Source organism: Marinifaba aquimaris (genome assembly GCF_013328345.1).
GTDB lineage: Bacteria > Pseudomonadota > Gammaproteobacteria > Enterobacterales > Alteromonadaceae > Marinifaba > Marinifaba aquimaris.
Genome location: NZ_JABULX010000012.1, coordinates 70,911 through 90,138 on the forward strand (window position 1 = coordinate 70,911; position 19,228 = coordinate 90,138).

At 40.9% G+C, this 19,228-nt stretch carries 18 protein-coding genes and 1 tRNA gene; 8 read left to right on the forward strand and 11 right to left on the reverse strand.

Going from position 1 to position 19,228, the window contains the following annotated elements; translation table 11 throughout:
- Positions 1-300 precede the first annotated feature (300 nt).
- The gene (locus HR060_RS09565) at positions 301-1,161 is read left to right on the forward strand and encodes a transporter substrate-binding domain-containing protein (RefSeq protein ID WP_174200081.1); all 861 of its coding nucleotides are present in this window, start codon (positions 301-303) and stop codon (positions 1,159-1,161) included.
- Between the two features lie 97 nt (positions 1,162-1,258).
- On the opposite strand, the gene HR060_RS09570 is transcribed toward HR060_RS09565, so the two are convergent.
- Positions 1,259-1,423, reverse strand: coding sequence for a hypothetical protein (locus HR060_RS09570; RefSeq protein WP_174200082.1), 165 nt, complete (start codon positions 1,421-1,423; stop codon positions 1,259-1,261).
- A 36-nt stretch (positions 1,424-1,459) separates the two neighbouring features.
- Between HR060_RS09570 and HR060_RS09575 the strand changes: the two genes are divergently transcribed.
- The 4 genes from HR060_RS09575 to HR060_RS09590 all read left to right on the forward strand — a co-directional run bounded on the left by HR060_RS09575 (position 1,460) and on the right by HR060_RS09590 (position 5,610).
- On the forward strand, positions 1,460-2,674 hold the full coding sequence (locus tag HR060_RS09575) for a DUF1501 domain-containing protein (protein WP_174200083.1): 1,215 nt from the start codon (positions 1,460-1,462) through the stop codon (positions 2,672-2,674).
- A 182-nt stretch (positions 2,675-2,856) separates the two neighbouring features.
- Positions 2,857-3,762: a M14 family metallopeptidase gene (locus tag HR060_RS09580; RefSeq protein ID WP_174200084.1), complete on the forward strand. Its 906-nt coding sequence runs from the start codon at positions 2,857-2,859 to the stop codon at positions 3,760-3,762.
- A 109-nt stretch (positions 3,763-3,871) separates the two neighbouring features.
- A complete protein-coding gene (locus tag HR060_RS09585; RefSeq protein ID WP_174200085.1) occupies positions 3,872-4,822 on the forward strand; it encodes an acetylxylan esterase in 951 nt (316 codons plus the stop codon).
- 59 nt (positions 4,823-4,881) lie between these two features.
- A complete protein-coding gene (locus HR060_RS09590) occupies positions 4,882-5,610 on the forward strand; it encodes an esterase family protein (RefSeq protein ID WP_174200086.1) in 729 nt (242 codons plus the stop codon).
- 12 nt (positions 5,611-5,622) lie between these two features.
- Here HR060_RS09590 and rimI read toward each other — a convergent pair whose 3' ends face one another.
- The 4 genes from rimI to HR060_RS09610 form a co-directional block, all read right to left on the reverse strand.
- Positions 5,623-6,072, reverse strand: coding sequence for a ribosomal protein S18-alanine N-acetyltransferase (gene rimI, locus HR060_RS09595; RefSeq protein WP_174200087.1), 450 nt, complete (start codon positions 6,070-6,072; stop codon positions 5,623-5,625).
- Between the two features lie 11 nt (positions 6,073-6,083).
- The gene (locus HR060_RS09600) at positions 6,084-6,923 is read right to left on the reverse strand and encodes a hypothetical protein (protein ID WP_174200088.1); all 840 of its coding nucleotides are present in this window, start codon (positions 6,921-6,923) and stop codon (positions 6,084-6,086) included.
- A gap of 175 nt (positions 6,924-7,098) precedes the next feature.
- Positions 7,099-7,175, reverse strand: a tRNA-Trp gene (locus tag HR060_RS09605).
- Positions 7,176-7,295: 120 nt separating this feature from the next.
- On the reverse strand, positions 7,296-8,141 hold the full coding sequence (locus tag HR060_RS09610) for an HDOD domain-containing protein (protein ID WP_174200089.1): 846 nt from the start codon (positions 8,139-8,141) through the stop codon (positions 7,296-7,298).
- A 224-nt stretch (positions 8,142-8,365) separates the two neighbouring features.
- Here HR060_RS09610 and HR060_RS09615 point away from each other — a divergent pair, with 224 nt between their 5' ends.
- Genes HR060_RS09615 through HR060_RS09625 form a run of 3 tightly spaced genes read left to right on the forward strand, consistent with a single transcriptional unit; the run spans position 8,366 to position 12,552 of the window.
- A complete protein-coding gene (locus HR060_RS09615; protein ID WP_174200090.1) occupies positions 8,366-11,038 on the forward strand; it encodes an ATP-binding protein in 2,673 nt (890 codons plus the stop codon).
- Positions 11,025-11,378, forward strand: a complete 354-nt coding sequence (locus tag HR060_RS09620) for an Hpt domain-containing protein (RefSeq protein ID WP_174200091.1) — start codon at positions 11,025-11,027, stop codon at positions 11,376-11,378. The genes HR060_RS09615 and HR060_RS09620 overlap by 14 nt, the downstream gene beginning before the upstream one ends.
- Positions 11,365-12,552, forward strand: a complete 1,188-nt coding sequence (locus tag HR060_RS09625) for a response regulator (protein ID WP_174200092.1) — start codon at positions 11,365-11,367, stop codon at positions 12,550-12,552. The genes HR060_RS09620 and HR060_RS09625 overlap by 14 nt, the downstream gene beginning before the upstream one ends.
- Before the next feature lie 11 nt (positions 12,553-12,563).
- Here HR060_RS09625 and HR060_RS09630 read toward each other — a convergent pair whose 3' ends face one another.
- The 6 genes from HR060_RS09630 to thiC all read right to left on the reverse strand — a co-directional run bounded on the left by HR060_RS09630 (position 12,564) and on the right by thiC (position 19,213).
- Positions 12,564-13,319: a HesA/MoeB/ThiF family protein gene (locus HR060_RS09630; RefSeq protein ID WP_217434903.1), complete on the reverse strand. Its 756-nt coding sequence runs from the start codon at positions 13,317-13,319 to the stop codon at positions 12,564-12,566.
- Positions 13,320-13,339: 20 nt separating this feature from the next.
- Entirely contained in the window at positions 13,340-14,887 is a 1,548-nt protein-coding gene (gene thiE / locus HR060_RS09635; protein ID WP_174200093.1) for a thiamine phosphate synthase, read from the reverse strand.
- A 188-nt stretch (positions 14,888-15,075) separates the two neighbouring features.
- On the reverse strand, positions 15,076-15,864 hold the full coding sequence (locus HR060_RS09640) for a thiazole synthase (RefSeq protein WP_174200094.1): 789 nt from the start codon (positions 15,862-15,864) through the stop codon (positions 15,076-15,078).
- A 23-nt stretch (positions 15,865-15,887) separates the two neighbouring features.
- Entirely contained in the window at positions 15,888-16,082 is a 195-nt protein-coding gene (gene thiS, locus HR060_RS09645; RefSeq protein WP_174200095.1) for a sulfur carrier protein ThiS, read from the reverse strand.
- 1 nt (position 16,083) lies between these two features.
- Positions 16,084-17,238, reverse strand: a complete 1,155-nt coding sequence (locus HR060_RS09650; RefSeq protein WP_174200096.1) for an FAD-dependent oxidoreductase — start codon at positions 17,236-17,238, stop codon at positions 16,084-16,086.
- A 16-nt stretch (positions 17,239-17,254) separates the two neighbouring features.
- Complete coding sequence (gene thiC / locus HR060_RS09655) at positions 17,255-19,213, reverse strand: phosphomethylpyrimidine synthase ThiC (RefSeq protein ID WP_174200097.1); 1,959 nt, start codon at positions 19,211-19,213, stop codon at positions 17,255-17,257.
- Between the last annotated feature and the right edge of the window lie 15 nt (positions 19,214-19,228).

Sequence of the window (19,228 nt, forward strand, 5' to 3'; positions counted from 1 at the left end):
GCCGTTCAACGTTAGTAGCCCGTGCTACTTTATTGAATCACTCATCGAATCATACGTCATACTAGCTCGAATTATTCCATTTAAACAATCTGGGTATTGAGTTTTGAATGCCCCCAAACTTGGTCCAATAGTAAATATTAAACCTAAAAAGCCCAGCAGGGTTTTATCCAACTATCAATTTTCGCTGCCACTTTACTTATGGTCTCAGTCTCATTAAAACATGTGGTAGGTGAAGTTAATTGAGCTAAACTTAAATTGTTATATTTTGATTTAATCTGTTAGCACTTGATAGAGTAACCAATGACTAAGCTTAAATTAATTTTGATCTTTATTTTTGTATTTTATCCCGTGTCTGCTTGGTCTAACTGTACAATAAAAATGGTCTTTAAGCTTGGCGATAAGTATCCATTGATGAATGCAGCTCCCGATAATTCAGGCATTTTTCAAGATTTATACACTGAGGCGAGTCATCGTATTGGTTGCGAATTATCAATAACACGTTTACCTAAACAAAGAGCACACCAAGGCCTTGAACAAGGTAGGTTTGATTTTTACCCCGCCGCATCATTTTCTACGCAACGATCTCGTTATTTAATCTACCTAGATAATGGTTTGACAACAAGTGAATATGGCATTTCATCAAAAGGCGTCCCCACTATTACCCAGTTAAGCCAACTGAAAAAAGTCCCTTCCCTTATATGGCTATTGGAAACAAATAGCTCCAAAGATGAAGTAGCTTCTAATTTAGGCATTGCAGCACAGAAGGTTAAGTACCTGAATATTGAGAAAGTTATTGAATTTGTAAATAAAAGAAGAAGTTACCAGTACTTCTATGTCGCCGATAAAGAAATACTTGATAGTTTTATCGCTAAGAATGATTTATCGAATTTGAATACATTTGGCTTAAAAATTCATAGACACTGCTGCGGGCAACAACAACCTATGTATATGGGCGTGTCGAGATATTCTCCTTCAATTAGAGAACAGCTTAATGACGATTTCGACCCAACATTAAATGCATCACCACAAAATCAAGTTACAACGGTCAAAGCGAACTCACTGATTGAACAATTTTACCAAGCACTTTCAGAGCTGAAAAAAGAGGGAGTCACCGACACTATTTATAAAAAATGGTACGCTCAACTTGAAGATACTAACTAATTTTATAATTTGTCTGACGACTACTTTTTCATACTATGATTAAAAAAACGGCGCTATTAGCGCCGTTTTATAGTTAGCTTTTAGCGTTTACTTAATTTTATGGATTAAGATAAGGGCCTAAATCACTGATTCGCCCCGCTTGAGTGCCTTTACTCGATAGACCTTGAACATTGATATTTTTTAACGTCACATTTGCTTGAATCCATATCATAAATACCGGTACCCGCCCAATCGCAACAAGACCATTTACAATTGCATTCATAATATTTTTTACAACAACAGGGCTGTCCAAGTAGGCATGATGGCCGTTGCTGGGGTTAATACTTTTTTATCTGGCAGTCCACTCAGTATGCGCATCAACCCTGCTCACGCTCCCGAAGGTAAAACCATAGTATCGGTATTTCAACGCGGCGGTTGTGACGGTCTCAATTGTGTTATCCCATACAATGAAGGCCATTACTACGATATGCGCCCAACAATAGCAATTGGTGCACCCGATGCACCGACTAATGCGGCTCTAGATTTAAATGGTCAATTTGATTTGCACCCTGCACTTAGTGGCTTGCATCAACTTTATCAAGCGGGCTCGTTAGCTATTTTACCGACAGTACACGACCCAAATGGCAGCCGCTCGCACTTCCAAAGCCAGCATTATATCGAAAGTGGGCAAAGGCAAAGTGTGTCCGATGGTTGGCTAAATAGGCATTTACAAACACAAAACAGTAATGCCTCTTTTAGAGCGGTGGGATTTGGCAGCAACTTAGCGCAATCGTTAAGAAGTGATGAAACAGTGGCGTCACTGACTCGTTTGGCCAACTACAACATTGGCTTGGACAATGAAGAGGAAACCTTGTTATTGCAGAGGCTATCCCCGCTTTATCAACAAAGTGCCAGCTCTGCCAATCAAAGCTTGCTGAATCGATTTGGCTTAAGAGTGTTTAATGACTTAGATTTAATAGGCCAAATTCGCAGCCAAGATTATCAACCGGAAAATGGTGCACAATATCCCAACAATAATTTTGGTAATCAGCTAAGAGAAGTCGCGCAGTTGATTAAATCAGGTGTGGGGCTAGAAGCCGCTACCGTTGATATAGGTGGGTGGGACACGCACTCCAATCAAGGAACAGCCAATGGTTCACAAGCGCGCTCTTTGACTGCATTTTCACAAGGTATCCACGCTTTTGTTACCGACTTAGCTGACTATATGCAAGATGTGGTGTTGCTTACCAGTACTGAGTTTAGCAGACCGGCACATGAAAATGGCTCTCGTGGTACTGACCACGGCTATGCCTCTACGTGGTTTGCCATTGGAGGAGGAATTCAAGGTGGGTTGTTTGGTGATTGGCCGGGGCTTAGCCAAAATCAATTAAGAGATGGCCGTTATTTAGATGCCACGGTTGATTATCGCGATATTTATGCTGAGATATTAACGCATCATTTAACTCACAATCAGTTAGCAAGTTTGTTACCGGATTTCACTCCACAAACCCTCAATTTATTTGCTAATAGTTAGCGGGCTACTATGTAGCAACTGGCTCAATTAATGTAAATTATTTGAGCCAGTTGTTAGTTAACAAGCAAAAGTGCCAAGCTTTATTTACAAGCACGGATAGACAATTAGTGCTGTTAGCTATCCAATATATGCCAGTTTAATTACACTGCCGTTATGTTTACAGACACGATTAGAGAAAGTATATGACTTACCCTATCGGCACGCCCGGTCAAAAGTGGGGCCCACAAGAGAACCAGCAATGGTTTGAATTACAAACCGTCAAACGTTCATACCAAGAACAAGTGGTTAGTAAAATCCAAGCACTAGCAGATCAGGTCACAATTGATCACTACGGCACGTTAGACTACCCAAATCAAAGCTATTCACTCTATGCTATGCGCTCTAATAACTTTGATGAGTCTAAGCCAAGTGTATTGATAACAGGTGGTGTGCACGGCTACGAAACATCAGGTGTTCAAGGTGCTATTCGCTTTGTTGAGAGCCAACTCGCTCAATTTCAGTCGGCATTCAACTTTGTTGTGTTACCTTGCATCAGCCCTTGGGGTTATGAAACGATCAATCGCTGGAACCCCAATGCCATTGACCCTAATCGCTCATTTTACCCAGACTCACCTGCCGGTGAATCTTCATTAGCGATGAGCTATGTTGAATCTTTAGGTATCAACTTTGTGATGCACATTGATTTGCATGAAACAACCGATACAGATAACACACAGTTCAGACCTGCATTATCAGCACGAGACGCGATTGAGCAAAAAAGCTGGGATATTCCGGATGGCTTTTATTTAGTTGGCGACAGTGAAAACCCAAGCCCAGCATTCCAAAAAGCAGTGGTTGATGAGGTCTTAAAAGTAACGCATATCGCACCGAGTGACAGTGACAATCAACTCATTGGTGTACCTTTAGAGCAATTAGGCGTCATTCATTACACAGCTAAAAAATCAGGTTTGTGTATGGGTATGACTAATGCCACTTATGTGACAACGACAGAAGTCTATCCAGATAGCCCAAAAGTAGATGACGAAAACTGTATTTTGGCCCAAGTTGCTGCGGTAACAGGTGGTTTAAATCACATCTTATCTGCTTAAAGTTAATCGGTTCACCTTGTTAAATTTTTAATAAGGTGAACTTAAATTATCGACTTTCCCCCTTCTAGCTTGCATACTTTCACTACCCTACTCATTATTTTCAAGCTATATGGCCACACCGCCCTTTGATGCCAGCTACGGTTATACACTTAATCAACTCAAAAAAGTTACCGCTCCCCCTGCACCAAGCGACTTTAGCCAGTTTTGGCAAAACTGTTATCACAAAACCTTAATGACTCAGCCTCGACCGAGTATCACCGATACGGGCCGTTGCCATAAAAACTGGCGTATATTCACTATTAGTTTTCATTCTACTCAGAACTATCTGATTAGCGGTTGGTTATTATTACCCATAGATAGTGCGCCAAAACGAGGCTTTGTAATTGGTCATGGTTATGCGGGAAGAGACGAGCCAGATTTCGATTTACCGTTCTCAGATAGCGCTTTATTTTTTCCTTGCTGTCGTGGCATCAGCTTAAGCCAACACCCGCCGATATCCCCCGATCCAATTTGGCATGTCCTTCATGATATTGACAAAAAAGACCATTACATTATCCGAGGTTGTGTTGAAGATACTTGGCTCGCCATCAGTAGTTTGCTTGTATTATTTCCTTATTTATCAGGTAAGTTAGGCTATTTAGGTATCAGTTTTTCTGGTGGTGTTGGTGCGCTTGCCATGGCATTTGAACAGCGAGTCAGTAAAGCGCATTTTAATGTACCTAGCTTTGGTCATCATAGACTGCGCTTAAAACTGCCAACTTGGGGCAGTGGCGATGCTGTCCAACGTTTTTTTAAGCAACATCCGAAAATGACCTTAAGAACACTGAGATATTATGATGCGGCAAATGCAGCTGAATACATCAATATGCCCGTACATTGTGCACTGGCAAAAGACGATCCTGTGGTTGCGCCACCCGGTCAATTTGCCATTTACAACGCACTGCATTGTGAAAAGCAATTATTGGTGTTGGATAAAGGTCACAGTGAATATAAAAACCAAGCGAAACAAAAGAAATTGTTACTCAATCAATTAGATAAATTTTTTGCCGAACTCGAATAGCTAACGACACAATGAACTAGCGATATCTGAGCAAGGATGCAAACAAAGATGTAAAGGACATGAACAGACAATATCACAAGTGGTTTAGCCCAAACCTAGAAAGAGAAATGGAGTTATTAGTTTTTGGCCATGCCGGCGCAAAGGTATTAGTCTTTCCAACCCGTGGCGGACGTTTCTATGAATATGAAAATTTGCGCATGGTTGATCAAATTCGAGATAAGTTAGAGCAAGGTCAACTTCAACTTTTTTGTATCGATGGACTCGATGCTGAGACATTTTACTGCTTTTGGGCACACCCATCAGGCCGATTGCAACGTCATAACGAATACGAGGCTTATGTACTCAATGAAGTGATTCCCTTTATGCACAGCATTAACAGTCATCCATGTGTGATCAGTCACGGCTGCAGTTTGGGAGCGTACCAAGCAGCCAATATTGCGTTTAGACATCCACATATTTTCAATAAGCTGTGTGCATTTAGTGGACGATATGATTTAACACTCAACGTAGAGTATTTTTATGACTTACTTGATGGCTATTACGATGAGAATGTTTATTACCACACCCCTACCCATTTTTTACCTAATTTAGCTTGTTACTATTCACTTGAGCATTTAAGGAGAATGGATATTGTTGTCGTGATTGGCGAGCAAGATCCTTTTTTAAAAAATAACCAAGAGCTCAGTCAAATACTCCATAGCAAAGGCATTGAACATACATTTCATATTTGGCCCGATCGCGCCCACACAGGCTACTATTGGCGAAGAATGGTTAGAGAATATCTGTAAACGATGAGGTGATTACTTGAGGCTTAAACTCATCACCAAGGCATCCTCTTTACCAGTTTTACACGGATAGTAATTCTCCCTGACCGCGACTTCGCTAAAACCTAATTGTTGGTAAAGAGATATGGCATTGTCATTAGACACCCTCACCTCTAACCAAAGCAACTGATTACCTTGAGTACGGCACCAGTCAATACCCTGATTCAACAAAGCACGTCCAAGGCCTTGGCCTTGATGGTTAGGTGCAATGGCAATATCCATTAACGTTGCTTCGCCACAGATATGTTCAAAAAAAGCAAAACCTAATAGCTGATTATTTTGTTTAAGCCCTAAGCAATAGTATCTCGGCCCAAAACAAGAAGAAATCGTATTTAAAGACCAGGGTACTTGATGGCAGGCTTGCTCTATTTTAAAAATAGCCTCTATATCGGCCTCACTTAACGCGTGAAACTCATATGTATCCATGATCTATCCAATCAGTGTTCTAGAGCGAGGTAAATGTAGTGCCAAATAAAGCGTTTTTTCTCAGCTAAACTGACATTTTTACCAAGTTGAGGAAGCTGCTGCAATAGTTCGACATTTTCAAGCTTTATACCTGATTCATCTTGTAATACACCGAGGCCAGCCAGGTCTTTTTGTAAACAGGCAATAGATAGGTCATCCGCTGTTACTGGCTCATCAAACTGAATATGGACTGCAAGCGGTTCTTGTTCCGTTTGATTTACTGAATTAAGCAGTAAAGTGTCACCACCCACATTTAAATCATCTTGTTGAGTAACAGTGTCCTGAGTAGCGATCTCTGCAGGCTCAACATTCTGAGATGATGACGTTGATATTGATTGGCTCGCCATAGACAAGACTTGAGATGCTAACGTATCCAGGCGCTTTTGCTGCTCTGTTTGTTCATCACTTGTTAGCAGTTGTTCCTGTTTTTGACTGGCTGAATTGACATCACTTGGCGCTTGATTCGATGCCGTTTGTTCATCTGACATACCCAAGCTTTGTTTAAGCTGAGCTAGATGCGATAAACCGGATACTGAACTTGGTTTGGTATGAGCTACACCATCGGCAGTGTGTGATTCAAAAGATTGCGCTGCGTTTTCATGCTGCGGCATTCTTGCTTGATCACTAAATGCATTGCTATCAACTGAACCCGGATGATGTTCGAGCCCTGAAGCAACGCCATCAGACACTATGTGAGTATGTGAAGAGACTTGCTGTTTTTCAGTAACCAGCGGCAAATTTTCAGGTCGACAATAAATGTCTATACCCATCTGCGTTAGTAAAGCTTGGTGATATTCAGATAGTGATTGCATGCATGAAAATAACTATAAACTCTAATCGTCATTCTGGCGTAAACGATTCAAGAATGAAAGTAAATTATCGGGAATTAGTTAACAGTAAAAAGAATTCGATCAACAATTAACTATTAGGAAATATTAAAGTTTTTATTTTTTGTAATTTAACTGATTGGATAATCAAGGAAAGAGTTGGCAGGGGTGGAGAGACTCGAACTCCCAACCATCGGTTTTGGAGACCGCTGTTCTACCAATTGGAACTACACCCCTGCAACGTGGGGCGCATTATAAGGCGAACTTTTACAAAAGGTAAAGCACTTTATTGAGAAAAATTAATAAAAATGAACTGTTTGGACATTTTTACAACAAAGTGCTCAAAATCAAAACAGCCTAGCTTATTTCTTGTTCAACTCGTTCAAGAATATAAGTTAACTCATCATCCTCTAACTTACAGAATTGAAGAATTTGATCGCGAACGGCTTCCCATTCAACGGATGAATCTTCTCCATTTAGTCGATCAAGGGCGACATGGCGAGCTATTTTTAATATCGCGAGTATCCACAAGCCGACTTTGGAAAGTTCATCAGACAAAAAGATGCCATTGGTATCATGTTGATAATAAATCACTTCGACTAAATCTTTAGCAAGCTTCCACTGTTGAGCTAATAAAGCCCCTACTGTGGTATGCGCGGTATCAAATTGATCTCGCTCTTTTTCAATCATTTCAAAATCCCAGCCATCAACTTTCGCCGATTGAATGATAGCCGCGTATGCCTCATCATATTGCAACATGACAGGAATACCCGCATTGTGAAATAAACCTAACATATAAGCATTATCTGCCAATTGCGGCTTTTCTAACTCTCGACTGACGATAGAGCACGCTTGAGCGATTTTGTCTGAGCTTTGCCAAAAATCATCTAATACCGGGGTTTGTGCCATTGATGCTTTTACCGCAACGGCTTTTACAATGGGAAAGACACGCTTTAAACCAAGTACCATGACGGCTTGATCAATGGATTCAATCTCTCGCGTTCGACGAAATGCAGCCGAATTAACAACTTGAAGCACAGCAGCTGAAATACCTACGTCATGGGAGATAGCTTCGGCAATGATACTAATGTCAGGCTCAGGCTTTTTAGCTTCTTCGCTGACTTTGATTAAAGCTTCAGGTCGTGGCGGGATAGTAACGTTTTGCAGAATAGCTTTTTCTGCACTGGTGATTTTAATAGCCATATAATTTCAAACATCCAAATTAAGCTAAAAAATGTAAAGTATATACATTACATATTAAACCGAGCAAAGCACTTTAAGCCAGTGATAAACCGTAACAATTATTTTAACGCCTCGCTCAATAAACAAACTTGTCTTGAATCAATAAAAATCCCCTAATTTATTAGCGTATGCAGTGATCTTTAACAATACTTATTGTGTGAACGATTATTGATGGACCAAAACCAATGAAATGCTTGTCTCTAGTATTTGATGAAAAGGGAAACCAAATCTCCAGCTCCAATTCAGCCTTTGATGATTTATCTTTGACCGAGATCCTCGATAACCCCAAAACGATAGAAAATGCCAAACACACACCGCAATTTGTGCAAATGAAAGTCGCAGGAGAGAACAGGCATGCGCTGTGTGAAATAAAAGAATTTCAAATAAATCAATACACCTTCTCTAATCTCATTTTTTCGTTTAATTCGACCCGAGATACGCGTTTTCAAAAAGCAGCCGATAACTGCCAACTTGGTATTTGGCAAACCGAGCTTACTTTGGATAAAAGCCAAGATGGCTATTTGGATTTTTTAAAAGCATTTATGACCTCACAAAGCAGCTTTTTCTCAATGACAATGAAAAAAATGTTGGGCTTATCCCATGGTCAGATAAATACTTGGCAAGACATCATCCAATTTATCCATCCTGATGATGTCCCCATTTTCGATTTACTGATGAACAATCACCTTGAGTTTGAAATACCCTTGAGTATTGAATGCCGTATCTTAGATAAAAACCATGATTATCAATGGTATCGCATTATCGGCGATTCCACGCGTAACATAAATGCCGAGCCACTTGTTGTCACTGGCAGTATTACCAACTGCACAGCACAAAAGGAAATGCTACACGCATTATTAGACTCAGAAGAAGCCAAAAAGATGGCGTTAGAAACCGCTAATATTGGTATTTGGACAGGAAACCTCTTAAACGGACAATGGAGTTGGGATCAAAAAGTATCAGATATTTTCTCATTTACACATGAACAGCTTGGTCAGCTTGATGCCTGGAAAGAAAGCATATACCCTGACGATCAAGATAGAGTCATTAGCGCCTTGAACTATTCAATATCTGAAGCCCAGCCTTTTTGTGAAAATTACCGCATCATCAAGCCTGATAAACAATTGAGATACATTGTTGCCAAAGGAGTTGTCAGTAAAAATGTCTTTGGTGAAAAAGTCAGGATTGATGGACTATGCTATGACAATACAGATGAAGTTATCTCAAAAACGAAAATGGCTGAACTTAATGCCAAGCTGGAAAGCCGAGTAATAGAGCGAACAACTCAACTCGAGGCAGCAAAAGATTTAGCCGAACAGGCCAGCCGAGCAAAATCAGACTTCCTAGCAATGATGAGCCATGAAATACGCACCCCAATGAACGGGGTAATTGGCGCCTTAGATTTGTTTGATACCCAATCTTTAACTGAAGAACAGACTAGCTTAATCAGTATCGCAAAAAGCTCAGCGCTTTCTATGGTAACGATTTTAAATGACATCCTCGATTTAAATAAAATCGAAGCAGGTAAACTTGATATAGAGTCTGTACCTATGTCTATCAGTGAAGTTGTTGACTCACTGACCAGCATTTACGGCAAACTAGCTAAAGATAAAGGCTTATTTTTTGAAGTGTATGAAAGTAATCATTACCCAGATAAAGTGGTTTCAGATCCAATCAGGTTAAGGCAAATACTCGGTAATTTACTCAGCAATGCCGTTAAATTTACTGAAGCAGAGCAAAACAAACAAAGTGGTATCAGCTTAATAGTTAAAAATAACAACGAAAAAAACACGGGTGATTTAATTAATTTAGTGTTCGAAATTACTGATACTGGCATAGGTATTTCAAAAGAGGCACAAAAAAAACTATTTTCACCTTTCACGCAAGCAGAAACATCAACTACACGAAAGTATGGCGGTACCGGTTTAGGTTTATCTATTTGTGGCAAGTTGTGCGATCTACTTGGTGGCTCTATTGAGCTGACCAGCGAACTCAACCAAGGTACAACCTTTAAGGTTTCTTTGCCCATTTGGCAAGCCAAAGGCCAAGATGAACTCGCATCTTTATTCGGTATGTCCATTAATTATTTTGCTAAGCCAGACATGACGCAAATAAAGGCCCGAAAAATATTTCTAGAAGACAAAGGTGCTTGGTTAACCAGCTTTGATTTAACCGAGCAAAACCTTAGCTTTTCAAATTTTGATAGCACAGATATTAACATCATTGATCTGAGCCACAGCCTCGAAGAAGACATTAATAACATTATCAAAGCCTGTCTTTTAGCTTCGCATTGCCAGTTTATTATCATCAACAAAAAAGCAGACGAACTAGCACAGACTCAAGCTAATCATTTACATTTTTGTTTACAAGGTAATTTTGGCGCACTAGAGAAGCTCCTCATCAATATTCAAAATAATGACGTTAATTTACTAGCTAGGAACGACTCCAAGCTAAGCACTAAGAGTAAACCTAGTGCTGAATATTCAGATATCCTCATTGTTGAAGATAACCCACTTAATCAAGATTTACTCTTTCAACAATTTGAGCGACTGGGCTATCAAACAGACTTAGCTGATGATGGTGCTATAGGCTTGGGTATGTTTAAGGATCACAACTACAAAATAATCGTTACCGACTGTCACATGCCTAATATGGACGGCTACCAACTAACCAAAGCAATAAGACAATACGAAAATCAGCAAGACTTATTACCCATCCCAATTGTCGCGCTAACAGGTGCTGCAATGTCAGGCGATAAAGAAAAGTGTTTAGCCATGGGCATGACTGATTTCTTGTCTAAGCCCATTCAAATGAATCAACTCAAAGCGATGATGGAAAAATGGTATGAATCAAATTAGCCCGTTACCCGTTTATGACAAGGAAGTCATCACCAGTTTAATTGGTGATGACCCCACTTTGATCCGTAAATATCAGAATCAATTTTTTCACCAAGCCAAACTGTCACTTCGCAGCTTTGTTAGTAATTACCGCAGCCAAGACTCAGGGGCATTAAAAGAAGGCGCACACTTTTTAAAAACGTCAGCTAAAGCTATTGGTGCACTTGCGTGTGCCGATTTATTAGAAAGGCTTGAGCAAGCCTGTTTAAATAAAAATGCCTCCTTACAGAAAGAGTTGTTATCACAAATACAACTTAGCTTGAAAGAATTACAGAGCGTGCTCTCTCATGAAAGTAAATAGTTCCATTATTTGTAGGCACCCTAAGGTCATTATGATTCATGACCACCGAGAAGATAGCGGTGCAGCTGCAATTATCAGTGATTGTGTTAGGCAATTTAGAAGTTTTCGCATTGGTGATGAAGCCGTTAAAGCCATTCAAGAATACCAACCCTATATTTTACTGATTGAAGTTGAAACGGTAGCAGATGCCCTTCGGCATTACGTTACTTTAGTTAAAGAATTCGACTGTCTTCAGCACCCTCACCACGTCGTGTTGTTGTGTCCAAATAAAGAAGTAGGACTGGCTTATGATATATGCAGTCAGGGGGTATTTTATGATTACTTCGTATCACGACCCATGTATGAAAAGTATCGTTTAAAGTCCATTATCAACACACTGGCTAAAAGTTACGATGAAAATGAGTTACTGCTTGATAAATCGGCTGAGTACATAGATGAAAATAACTGTGACATCGTGGAATTAATTGATGAAATCAAGGCCATGTCATCACAGGTTGAAGAAACCATTGCCGATTGCAAAACATCCATTAAACAGGACTTATCGGCAGAGCAACACGCTGAGCAAGTATCCGATACAGTATCTGAATTACTCAATAAAATTGAAGGTGACATTCATCAAAGCCTAGCCAAAATAATGGCTGGTTTAACCCAACACAAAGAGAAAAACCTAGATGGTAAAAACCTTCTCGAACAGGCCATTAAACAAAGAAGTACCCAGCAAATCGATAAGCTGGCAAAGCTAAAGGCTAAACAAAAAACAGATACCCTCGCTAATTCATCTGATCCAACATCAGTAGAACCGGTAGAAACGGCGGCAAAAATTTTACTGGTTGAGGATAATCACATATACCGAGATATGATCAAGCAGATCTTACAAAAAGCGGATTACAAAGTAGATGAATCTGCTGATGGAATGGAAGCGTTAAGACAAGTCAAAAAAAGTAAATACGACCTGATTATCATGGACTTATTTATGCCCAAGTTAGATGGATTAAATACGACTAAACAATTTAGAAAAATGGCTAATAAAAAAGACCTACCAATTATTGCTTTAACCAGTAATAAAAACAAAGAACTGGTGCAAAAGTGGGTTAAATACGGAATCAATAGCTATATTATGAAACCGTCAAAACAGGAAAATATTCTCGCGGCAGTAGACAAAGCCCTCAGTTAGCCTTGTCTAAATTAGTTACAGCACTTACAACTTTTCGCTTTTCTCAAACCAATTTGAGAAAAGCTCAACTGCCAAGCATCAAAACTTGTTAATTTACCTGCACTTTTGGTTTGCCCCAAAATTAACTTCATCGTTTCAAGCGCTTGCAAGCTTCCCATCACACCTAATAAGGGAGAAATTACGCCTGCCGTGGCACAGTTAAGCCCAGCTTGGCTTTCTTCGTTTGGTTCTGGTTCAGGGAACAAACATGCGTAACAAGGTGAATTTTCATCTCTTAAATTGAATGCCATTAACTGACCATTCCCTGCAATTGCTGCAGCGGTCACTAATGGCACTTTATTATCGACACAAGCTTGGTTAATAAAATAACGGGTCTTAAAATTATCAGTGCAATCAAGTACTACATCTGCATTTTGAATCAATGATGTAAAGTTGCTATTGAACACCGATTGGTTGATAGCATTAATCTTTATCTCTGGATTAGTGGCGCCCAACTGTTGTTGCGCCACTTCCACTTTACTGCGCTTTAAGTGGTTGGTTTTATAAAGAATTTGTCGCTGTAGGTTACTCAATTCAATTTTATCGTGCTCAATAAGGGTTAACTCCCCGACTCCTGCTGCAGTCAAATAAAGTGCAGCAGGACAACCTAACCCTCCTACGCCAACGATGACAACCTTAGCTTGTTTCAGTTTGACCTGCCCTGCTTCAGCAATATGTTCAACTAAAAGGTGTCTGGCATACCTGAGTTGTTCTTTATCTGACAGCATACTAATCCTTATAAAGCCGGTTATTGAGCTTGTTCAATGATCTGGTTAAACTGTTCAACCACTGTTTCGGGTTGTTCAGACAAGGTGATTGCCGTGACAACTGCAATACTACCTACTCCAGTTGCAGCCACATCGACAGCGCGTGTTAAATTAATACCACCAATGGCAACAAAAGGCATATCCGGTAATAGCTTAACAAACTTTTCTAAGCGGTCTAAGCCTTGTATTTGCCCTGTCATATCTTTGGTGACGGTCGGATAAATTGCACCAATCGCAAGGTAACTCGGTTTTAATTGAGCAACTTTTAGCATTTCATAATACCCGTGGGTACTAATACCCAACCTCAAGCCTGCTGCTTTGATTTCAGCTAAATTAGCATCGAGAATATCTTCTTGTCCCAAATGAACACCGTAAGCCTTGTGCTTAATAGCTAACTGCCAGTAGTCATTAATAAAGAGTCTTGCTTGGTATTGGTTTTGTAATTCAACTGCGCGAGCAATGGCTGATTCAAGCTCATCATTCGTTTTATTTTTCAAACGTATTTGAATGGTTTTAACGCCGGCTTTTAATAAGCGTTCAATCCACTCAACGGAGTCAACCACAGGATAAAGACCCAGCTCAGTTGTATCGGTTTGTGCAAACCCTTCTACATAAGGCCTTTGTGCCTCTCCAGAATCAAAGCTCGACTCTGGACACCAATCCAACTCTTTAGCAAGCGCTGAACCAGGCGTTAACATGTTAGGGAAATAAGCGTGCTCAGTCGGCCACTGGCCTTGCCAAATACCTGCGTAGCGGGCATCAAAGTGCTGTGATTTAGCTAACCCTTGGTTAATAAAGGCTTTAGCTACAACAATTGCATCTCTTAGTAAGTAATCTTGTGCAAGGGCCGCTGCTACCGCAGAAGCATAGGTACAACCTGTGCCATGGGTATGTTCGGTATCAATTTTAGGACTGGCTAACCAAAAATGTTGTTGACCGTCAGTGCAATAATCAACACAGTGATATCGGTCTATATCCATATGGCCGCCTTTAATGATAACTGCTCCAACCCCCATTTCGATGATAGCTCGACCAGCCTGCTCTACACTGTCCCAGCCAATGAGGTATATACCCGCAATACGTTGTACTTCATTGGCGTTTGGCGTTAATACATCGACCAGAGGTAGTAGTTTAGTTTTAATAGTCGGTAGGATGTCTTCTTCAGTTAAATCACCACCGCTTGAAGCAATAGCAACAGGGTCATAAACCACCCTTGGTGGTTCTGGCCATTTGTCTTTGGCTTTTTGAATAAATTCACTGATGGCAAGAACCTGACGTTTATTCGACAATAAACCAATCTTTATCACATCGGCAATTTTATCTTGCTCTAACGCAGCGAGTTGTGACCAAAGGACATCATCACTGACGGCGTTAATCTCCAGTACACCTTGACTATTTTGAGCCGTTACAGCCGTTATCACTGAACACGCATCACATCCCAAGTTGTGCAAGGTTTTTACATCGGCTTGTATGCCTGCGCCCGCAGTTGGATCAGAGCCTGCGATACTCCAAACAATTGGTCTATACATTTAATAATGTCTTTCTAAAGAAAAATTCCAATTTAAGGAATTAGAAATAAGCTGAAAATTGTATTTGGCAATAAAGTTGGCGTTTAGACAAAGCCGTCAAGCTTTCTGGCCCCATGAGCATAGCTTGTCTATGTGATAGGGGTAGAAAGTGAAGACAATCTCGACTAAACGTCAAATAAAAAGCCAAATTATTCTTGGTGCCAAAATGGCATGCCTAGTGTTGGTGTCGATGCTGAGGCCATATTTTTTTCAGGCATTTGCCCCGCTAAATAACCTAGGCGCCCAGCCTCAATAGCTTTTGCAAAAGCTTGAGCCATGACTTCGGGGTTTTGGGCTTCAGCAACGGCTGAATTTAGCAATACTCCATCGTAACCTAACTCTAAAGCTTTAGTGGCATGCGAAGGGACACCTAAACCAGCATCAATGATAAGTGTCGTATCGTTAAATCGATCACGTATTGCACTCAATGCATATTCATTTAAAAGGCCTTTACCGGTTCCAATTGGCGCGCCCCAAGGCATTAATACTTGGCAACCTAGCTCAACTAAGTGTCGACAAATAACTAAGTCATCTGTGCAGTAAGGCAATACTTTAAAACCTTCATTAAGTAAAATCTCGGTGGCTTTAACTAACTCAATCGGATCAGGTTGAAGGTTGTATTCATCGCCAATGAGTTCGAGCTTAATCCAGTCGGTGCCAAAGATTTCGCGCGACATCTTAGCCAGTGTTACGGCTTCTTTGATGGTGTGACAACCTGCCGTATTGGGCAATAAATGCAAACCTAAATCTTTGATCATCTGCCAAAACGCTTGGCCCTCTTTCGATTGAGGCGATTGACGGCGTAGTGATAACGTCACCACTTGCGAGCCGCTTTGACGAATCGATTCTTGCATTATGGTAGGCGATGGATACAACGCACTTCCAATTAAAAAACGGCTCTGTAGTTCAGTGCCGTAAATTGACCATGTATCAGACATGTTTTTGTCCTACTATTGTGGCACTAGCCACCTTGAATAGGTGAAAGAAACTCGAGAGAGTCACCTGAGTTTACCTGTGTGTGATATTCATCTTTACTAATAAAATCACCGTTTAGTGCAACCGCGAAAGGCGGTTTGATACTCAGTTCAATGGCGACGTTATTAATGTCTGTGGCAGCAACGGAATGATTTTGACCGTTTACAGTAATATCTATCATATTAAAAACTATCTATTAATTGGCTATCCGTTTGCTCAACTTGACTAAAATTCAAAGCAAGGCCTGTTTCAGCCTCAAGTAAATTAAGCGCTTGATTGACTAGATAAGGCGTCAATAAATAACCGTGTCGGTATAAACCATTAATTTGAATCAGCGCATCTTTGACAGACACTTTCGGTTCATTGTCTTGGCGTGTTGGCCTTAGCCCCGCATTCATCGAGAGTACCTCAGCTTCTGCAAAACCTGTGTGCAGAGAGTAAGCTGCTGAAAGTAGCTCTAATGCCGATCTCACCGTAATGGGTTTATCATCTTGCGATTCTATTTCAGTCGCACCAATAACAAATTCATTGTCAGGTTTGGGTACACAATAAATTGGGTACCTAGGGTGCATTAATCGAATCGGTCGAGTGATATCTACTTCGGGTGCTCTGACGCGAATCACTTCACCTCGTACACCACGCAAAGCGTCGGATTTAGCAACAAGATCTTGTTTAGCACCTAAACCACGACAATCGATAACCCAATCAAATTCTAAATGATGGTCCGTTAACGACTCGCCATCAGGACAACTGACTTCAACTTTTCCCTGCTCATGTTGATAAACAGTCGAGGTCACCAGAGATTGTGTCAGTAATTTAATTTGGCTTTGTTCAATAGCGCGCTCAGTTTCGCGGTATAAACCTTGGTTATCAACTTGAGCTTCATCAGGAATAAAGTAGCCGGAACTAAATCGACGGCTTAATTCTGGTTCAAGTGCTTGCATCTTAGTACGATCGATACGCTCAATCGCATCGGGCTTACTGGTTTTGATACGCTGAACAAAGCTCGATAAATGAGCAATATCTTGTTGGTGTGCCAAGACCAGGCTACCAGCTTGTTGAAACACGACATCAAGTTTGTTGTAGTCTAATAATTTAGGCCACAGGTTCAGTGAAGCGGATCCCATAGCCACAATATGCTCACTAGCAACAACTGATTCAGCTGTTGGCGAAACCATAGCAGCGGCAATAAGCCCAGGCCCTTGAGGCTGAGCTAGCTTACCTTGCTCAATCAAAGTGATTTGCAGTGCGTCTGCATCGCTGGCGTTAATTTTATCTAACGTCAAACTCAACAAACGCCCAACTAAACCAGCGCCTAAAATGGCAACTTTAATCATTGGCTATTACCACCAATTATTGAACTTTGTGATAAATCTCAGAGCCCGTTGCTTTAAATTCAGCTGACTTCTCTGCCATGCCTTTTTGCGCGGCTTCAAGTGCATCAGCATCGGCGGTAACGGTCTCATCTAATAGTTTGATCTCTATTGGTTGAGCACCATCAGCTTCAAGCTTAGCGGCATAGTCACGTACATCTTGTGTGATCTTCATTGAGCAGAACTTAGGTCCACACATAGAGCAGAAGTGGGCTACTTTACCCGATTCCTGCGGAAGTGTTTCATCGTGGTATTCACGCGCTCGCTCAGGATCTAAACCTAAGTTGAACTGGTCGTGCCATCTGAACTCGAAACGCGCTTTAGATAGAGCATTATCTCGAATTTGAGCACCTGGGTGTCCCTTCGCTAGATCACCCGCATGAGCGGCGATTTTGTATGTGATAAGACCTTCTTTAACGTCTTCTTTGTTTGGTAAACCTAAGTGTTCTTTTGGAGTTACATAACACAGCATGGCACAGCCGTACCAACCAATATTGGCAGCACCAATACCCGATGTGATGTGATCATAACCTGGCGCAATATCTGTCGTTAATGGGCCTAATGTATAGAAAGGCGCTTCATGACAGTGCTTAAGTTGCTCTTCCATGTTCTCTTTAACCATGTGAAGCGGAACGTGACCAGGGCCTTCGATCATTACTTGAACATCGTGCTCCCAAGCAATTTTTGTCAATTCACCTAACGTGCGTAACTCACTAAATTGTGCTTCATCATTAGCATCAGCAATTGAACCAGGACGCAGGCCATCACCTAGAGAGAATGAAACGTCATATTGCTTACAGATTTCACAAATGTCTTCAAAGTGCGTGTATAAGAAGTTTTCTTTATGGTGAGATAGACACCATTTGGCCATGATACTACCGCCGCGTGAAACGATACCGGTAACGCGTTTAGCTGTCATTGGCACGTAACGAAGTAATACACCAGCGTGGATAGTGAAGTAATCTACGCCCTGCTCTGCTTGCTCGATTAACGTGTCACGGAACACTTCCCACGTTAAGTTTTCGGCAACACCGTTTACTTTTTCTAAAGCTTGATAAATAGGAACGGTACCAATTGGAACAGGCGAGTTACGTAAGATCCATTCACGTGTTTCGTGAATATTTCGACCTGTAGATAGGTCCATAACCGTATCTGCACCCCATTTAGTAGACCAAACAAGTTTTTCAACTTCTTCTTCAATCGATGAAGTCACAGCTGAGTTACCAATGTTTGCGTTAACTTTAATTAAGAAGTTACGACCGATAATCATCGGCTCTGATTCAGGGTGGTTAATGTTTGCAGGGATGATTGCACGGCCTTCAGCCACTTCCTTGCGAACAAATTCAGGTGTAATTTCAGCAGGAATATTGGCACCAAAACTTTGACCTGGATGTTGGAATTTTAAAATTTCATCACGCATTTCAGCGCGCTTCATGTTTTCGCGAATCGCGATGTATTCCATTTCAGGTGTAATGATACCTTGGCGCGCATAGTGCATTTGAGTAACGTTTTTACCCGCTTTAGCACGACGTACTTTTGGTAGGTTTTCAAAGCGAATGTGATCTAAACCTTCATCAGCAAGACGTTGCTGAGAATAACCAGAGCTCGCACCTTCTAAATGTTCAGTATCTTCGCGAGATGCAATCCATTCGCTTCTTAATTTAGGTAACCCTTGGTGAACATCAACGGTTACTTCAGGATCAGTGTAAACGCCAGATGTATCATAAACACGAACAGGTTCGTTCGATTCAAAAATTGGATTTTCTTCTGTACCACCAGCAAAAGTATCACCTACTGATATTTCACGCATGGCGACTTCAATATCGTGGATTTGACCTTTTACATAGATTTTTTCTGAGTTCGGATAGCTTTGACCCGAAACGTTTTTAAGAAATTCTTCCGCCTGTTGACGACGTTCACGACGAGTTGGTTGAGTCATAGGTTTGCCTTTTTA

Bases quoted from the DNA above. Each gene is read 5' to 3' on its own strand.
- HR060_RS09620 (WP_174200091.1), top strand. From the start codon at position 11,025: ATGAATCAAATTAGCCCGTTACCCGTTTATGACAAGGAAGTCATCACC.
- HR060_RS09650 (WP_174200096.1), bottom strand. From the start codon at position 17,238: ATGATTAAAGTTGCCATTTTAGGCGCTGGTTTAGTTGGGCGTTTGTTG.
- HR060_RS09630 (WP_217434903.1), bottom strand. From the start codon at position 13,319: ATGCTGTCAGATAAAGAACAACTCAGGTATGCCAGACACCTTTTAGTT.
- HR060_RS09610 (WP_174200089.1), bottom strand. From the start codon at position 8,141: ATGGCTATTAAAATCACCAGTGCAGAAAAAGCTATTCTGCAAAACGTT.
- HR060_RS09615 (WP_174200090.1), top strand. From the start codon at position 8,366: ATGAAATGCTTGTCTCTAGTATTTGATGAAAAGGGAAACCAAATCTCC.
- HR060_RS09570 (WP_174200082.1), bottom strand. From the start codon at position 1,423: ATGAATGCAATTGTAAATGGTCTTGTTGCGATTGGGCGGGTACCGGTA.
- HR060_RS09575 (WP_174200083.1), top strand. From the start codon at position 1,460: ATGATGGCCGTTGCTGGGGTTAATACTTTTTTATCTGGCAGTCCACTC.
- HR060_RS09580 (WP_174200084.1), top strand. From the start codon at position 2,857: ATGACTTACCCTATCGGCACGCCCGGTCAAAAGTGGGGCCCACAAGAG.
- HR060_RS09590 (WP_174200086.1), top strand. From the start codon at position 4,882: ATGAACAGACAATATCACAAGTGGTTTAGCCCAAACCTAGAAAGAGAA.
- thiC (WP_174200097.1), bottom strand. From the start codon at position 19,213: ATGACTCAACCAACTCGTCGTGAACGTCGTCAACAGGCGGAAGAATTT.
- HR060_RS09565 (WP_174200081.1), top strand. From the start codon at position 301: ATGACTAAGCTTAAATTAATTTTGATCTTTATTTTTGTATTTTATCCC.
- HR060_RS09600 (WP_174200088.1), bottom strand. From the start codon at position 6,923: ATGCAATCACTATCTGAATATCACCAAGCTTTACTAACGCAGATGGGT.
- thiE (WP_174200093.1), bottom strand. From the start codon at position 14,887: ATGTATAGACCAATTGTTTGGAGTATCGCAGGCTCTGATCCAACTGCG.
- HR060_RS09640 (WP_174200094.1), bottom strand. From the start codon at position 15,864: ATGTCTGATACATGGTCAATTTACGGCACTGAACTACAGAGCCGTTTT.
- HR060_RS09585 (WP_174200085.1), top strand. From the start codon at position 3,872: ATGGCCACACCGCCCTTTGATGCCAGCTACGGTTATACACTTAATCAA.
- rimI (WP_174200087.1), bottom strand. From the start codon at position 6,072: ATGGATACATATGAGTTTCACGCGTTAAGTGAGGCCGATATAGAGGCT.
- HR060_RS09625 (WP_174200092.1), top strand. From the start codon at position 11,365: ATGAAAGTAAATAGTTCCATTATTTGTAGGCACCCTAAGGTCATTATG.
- thiS (WP_174200095.1), bottom strand. From the start codon at position 16,082: ATGATAGATATTACTGTAAACGGTCAAAATCATTCCGTTGCTGCCACA.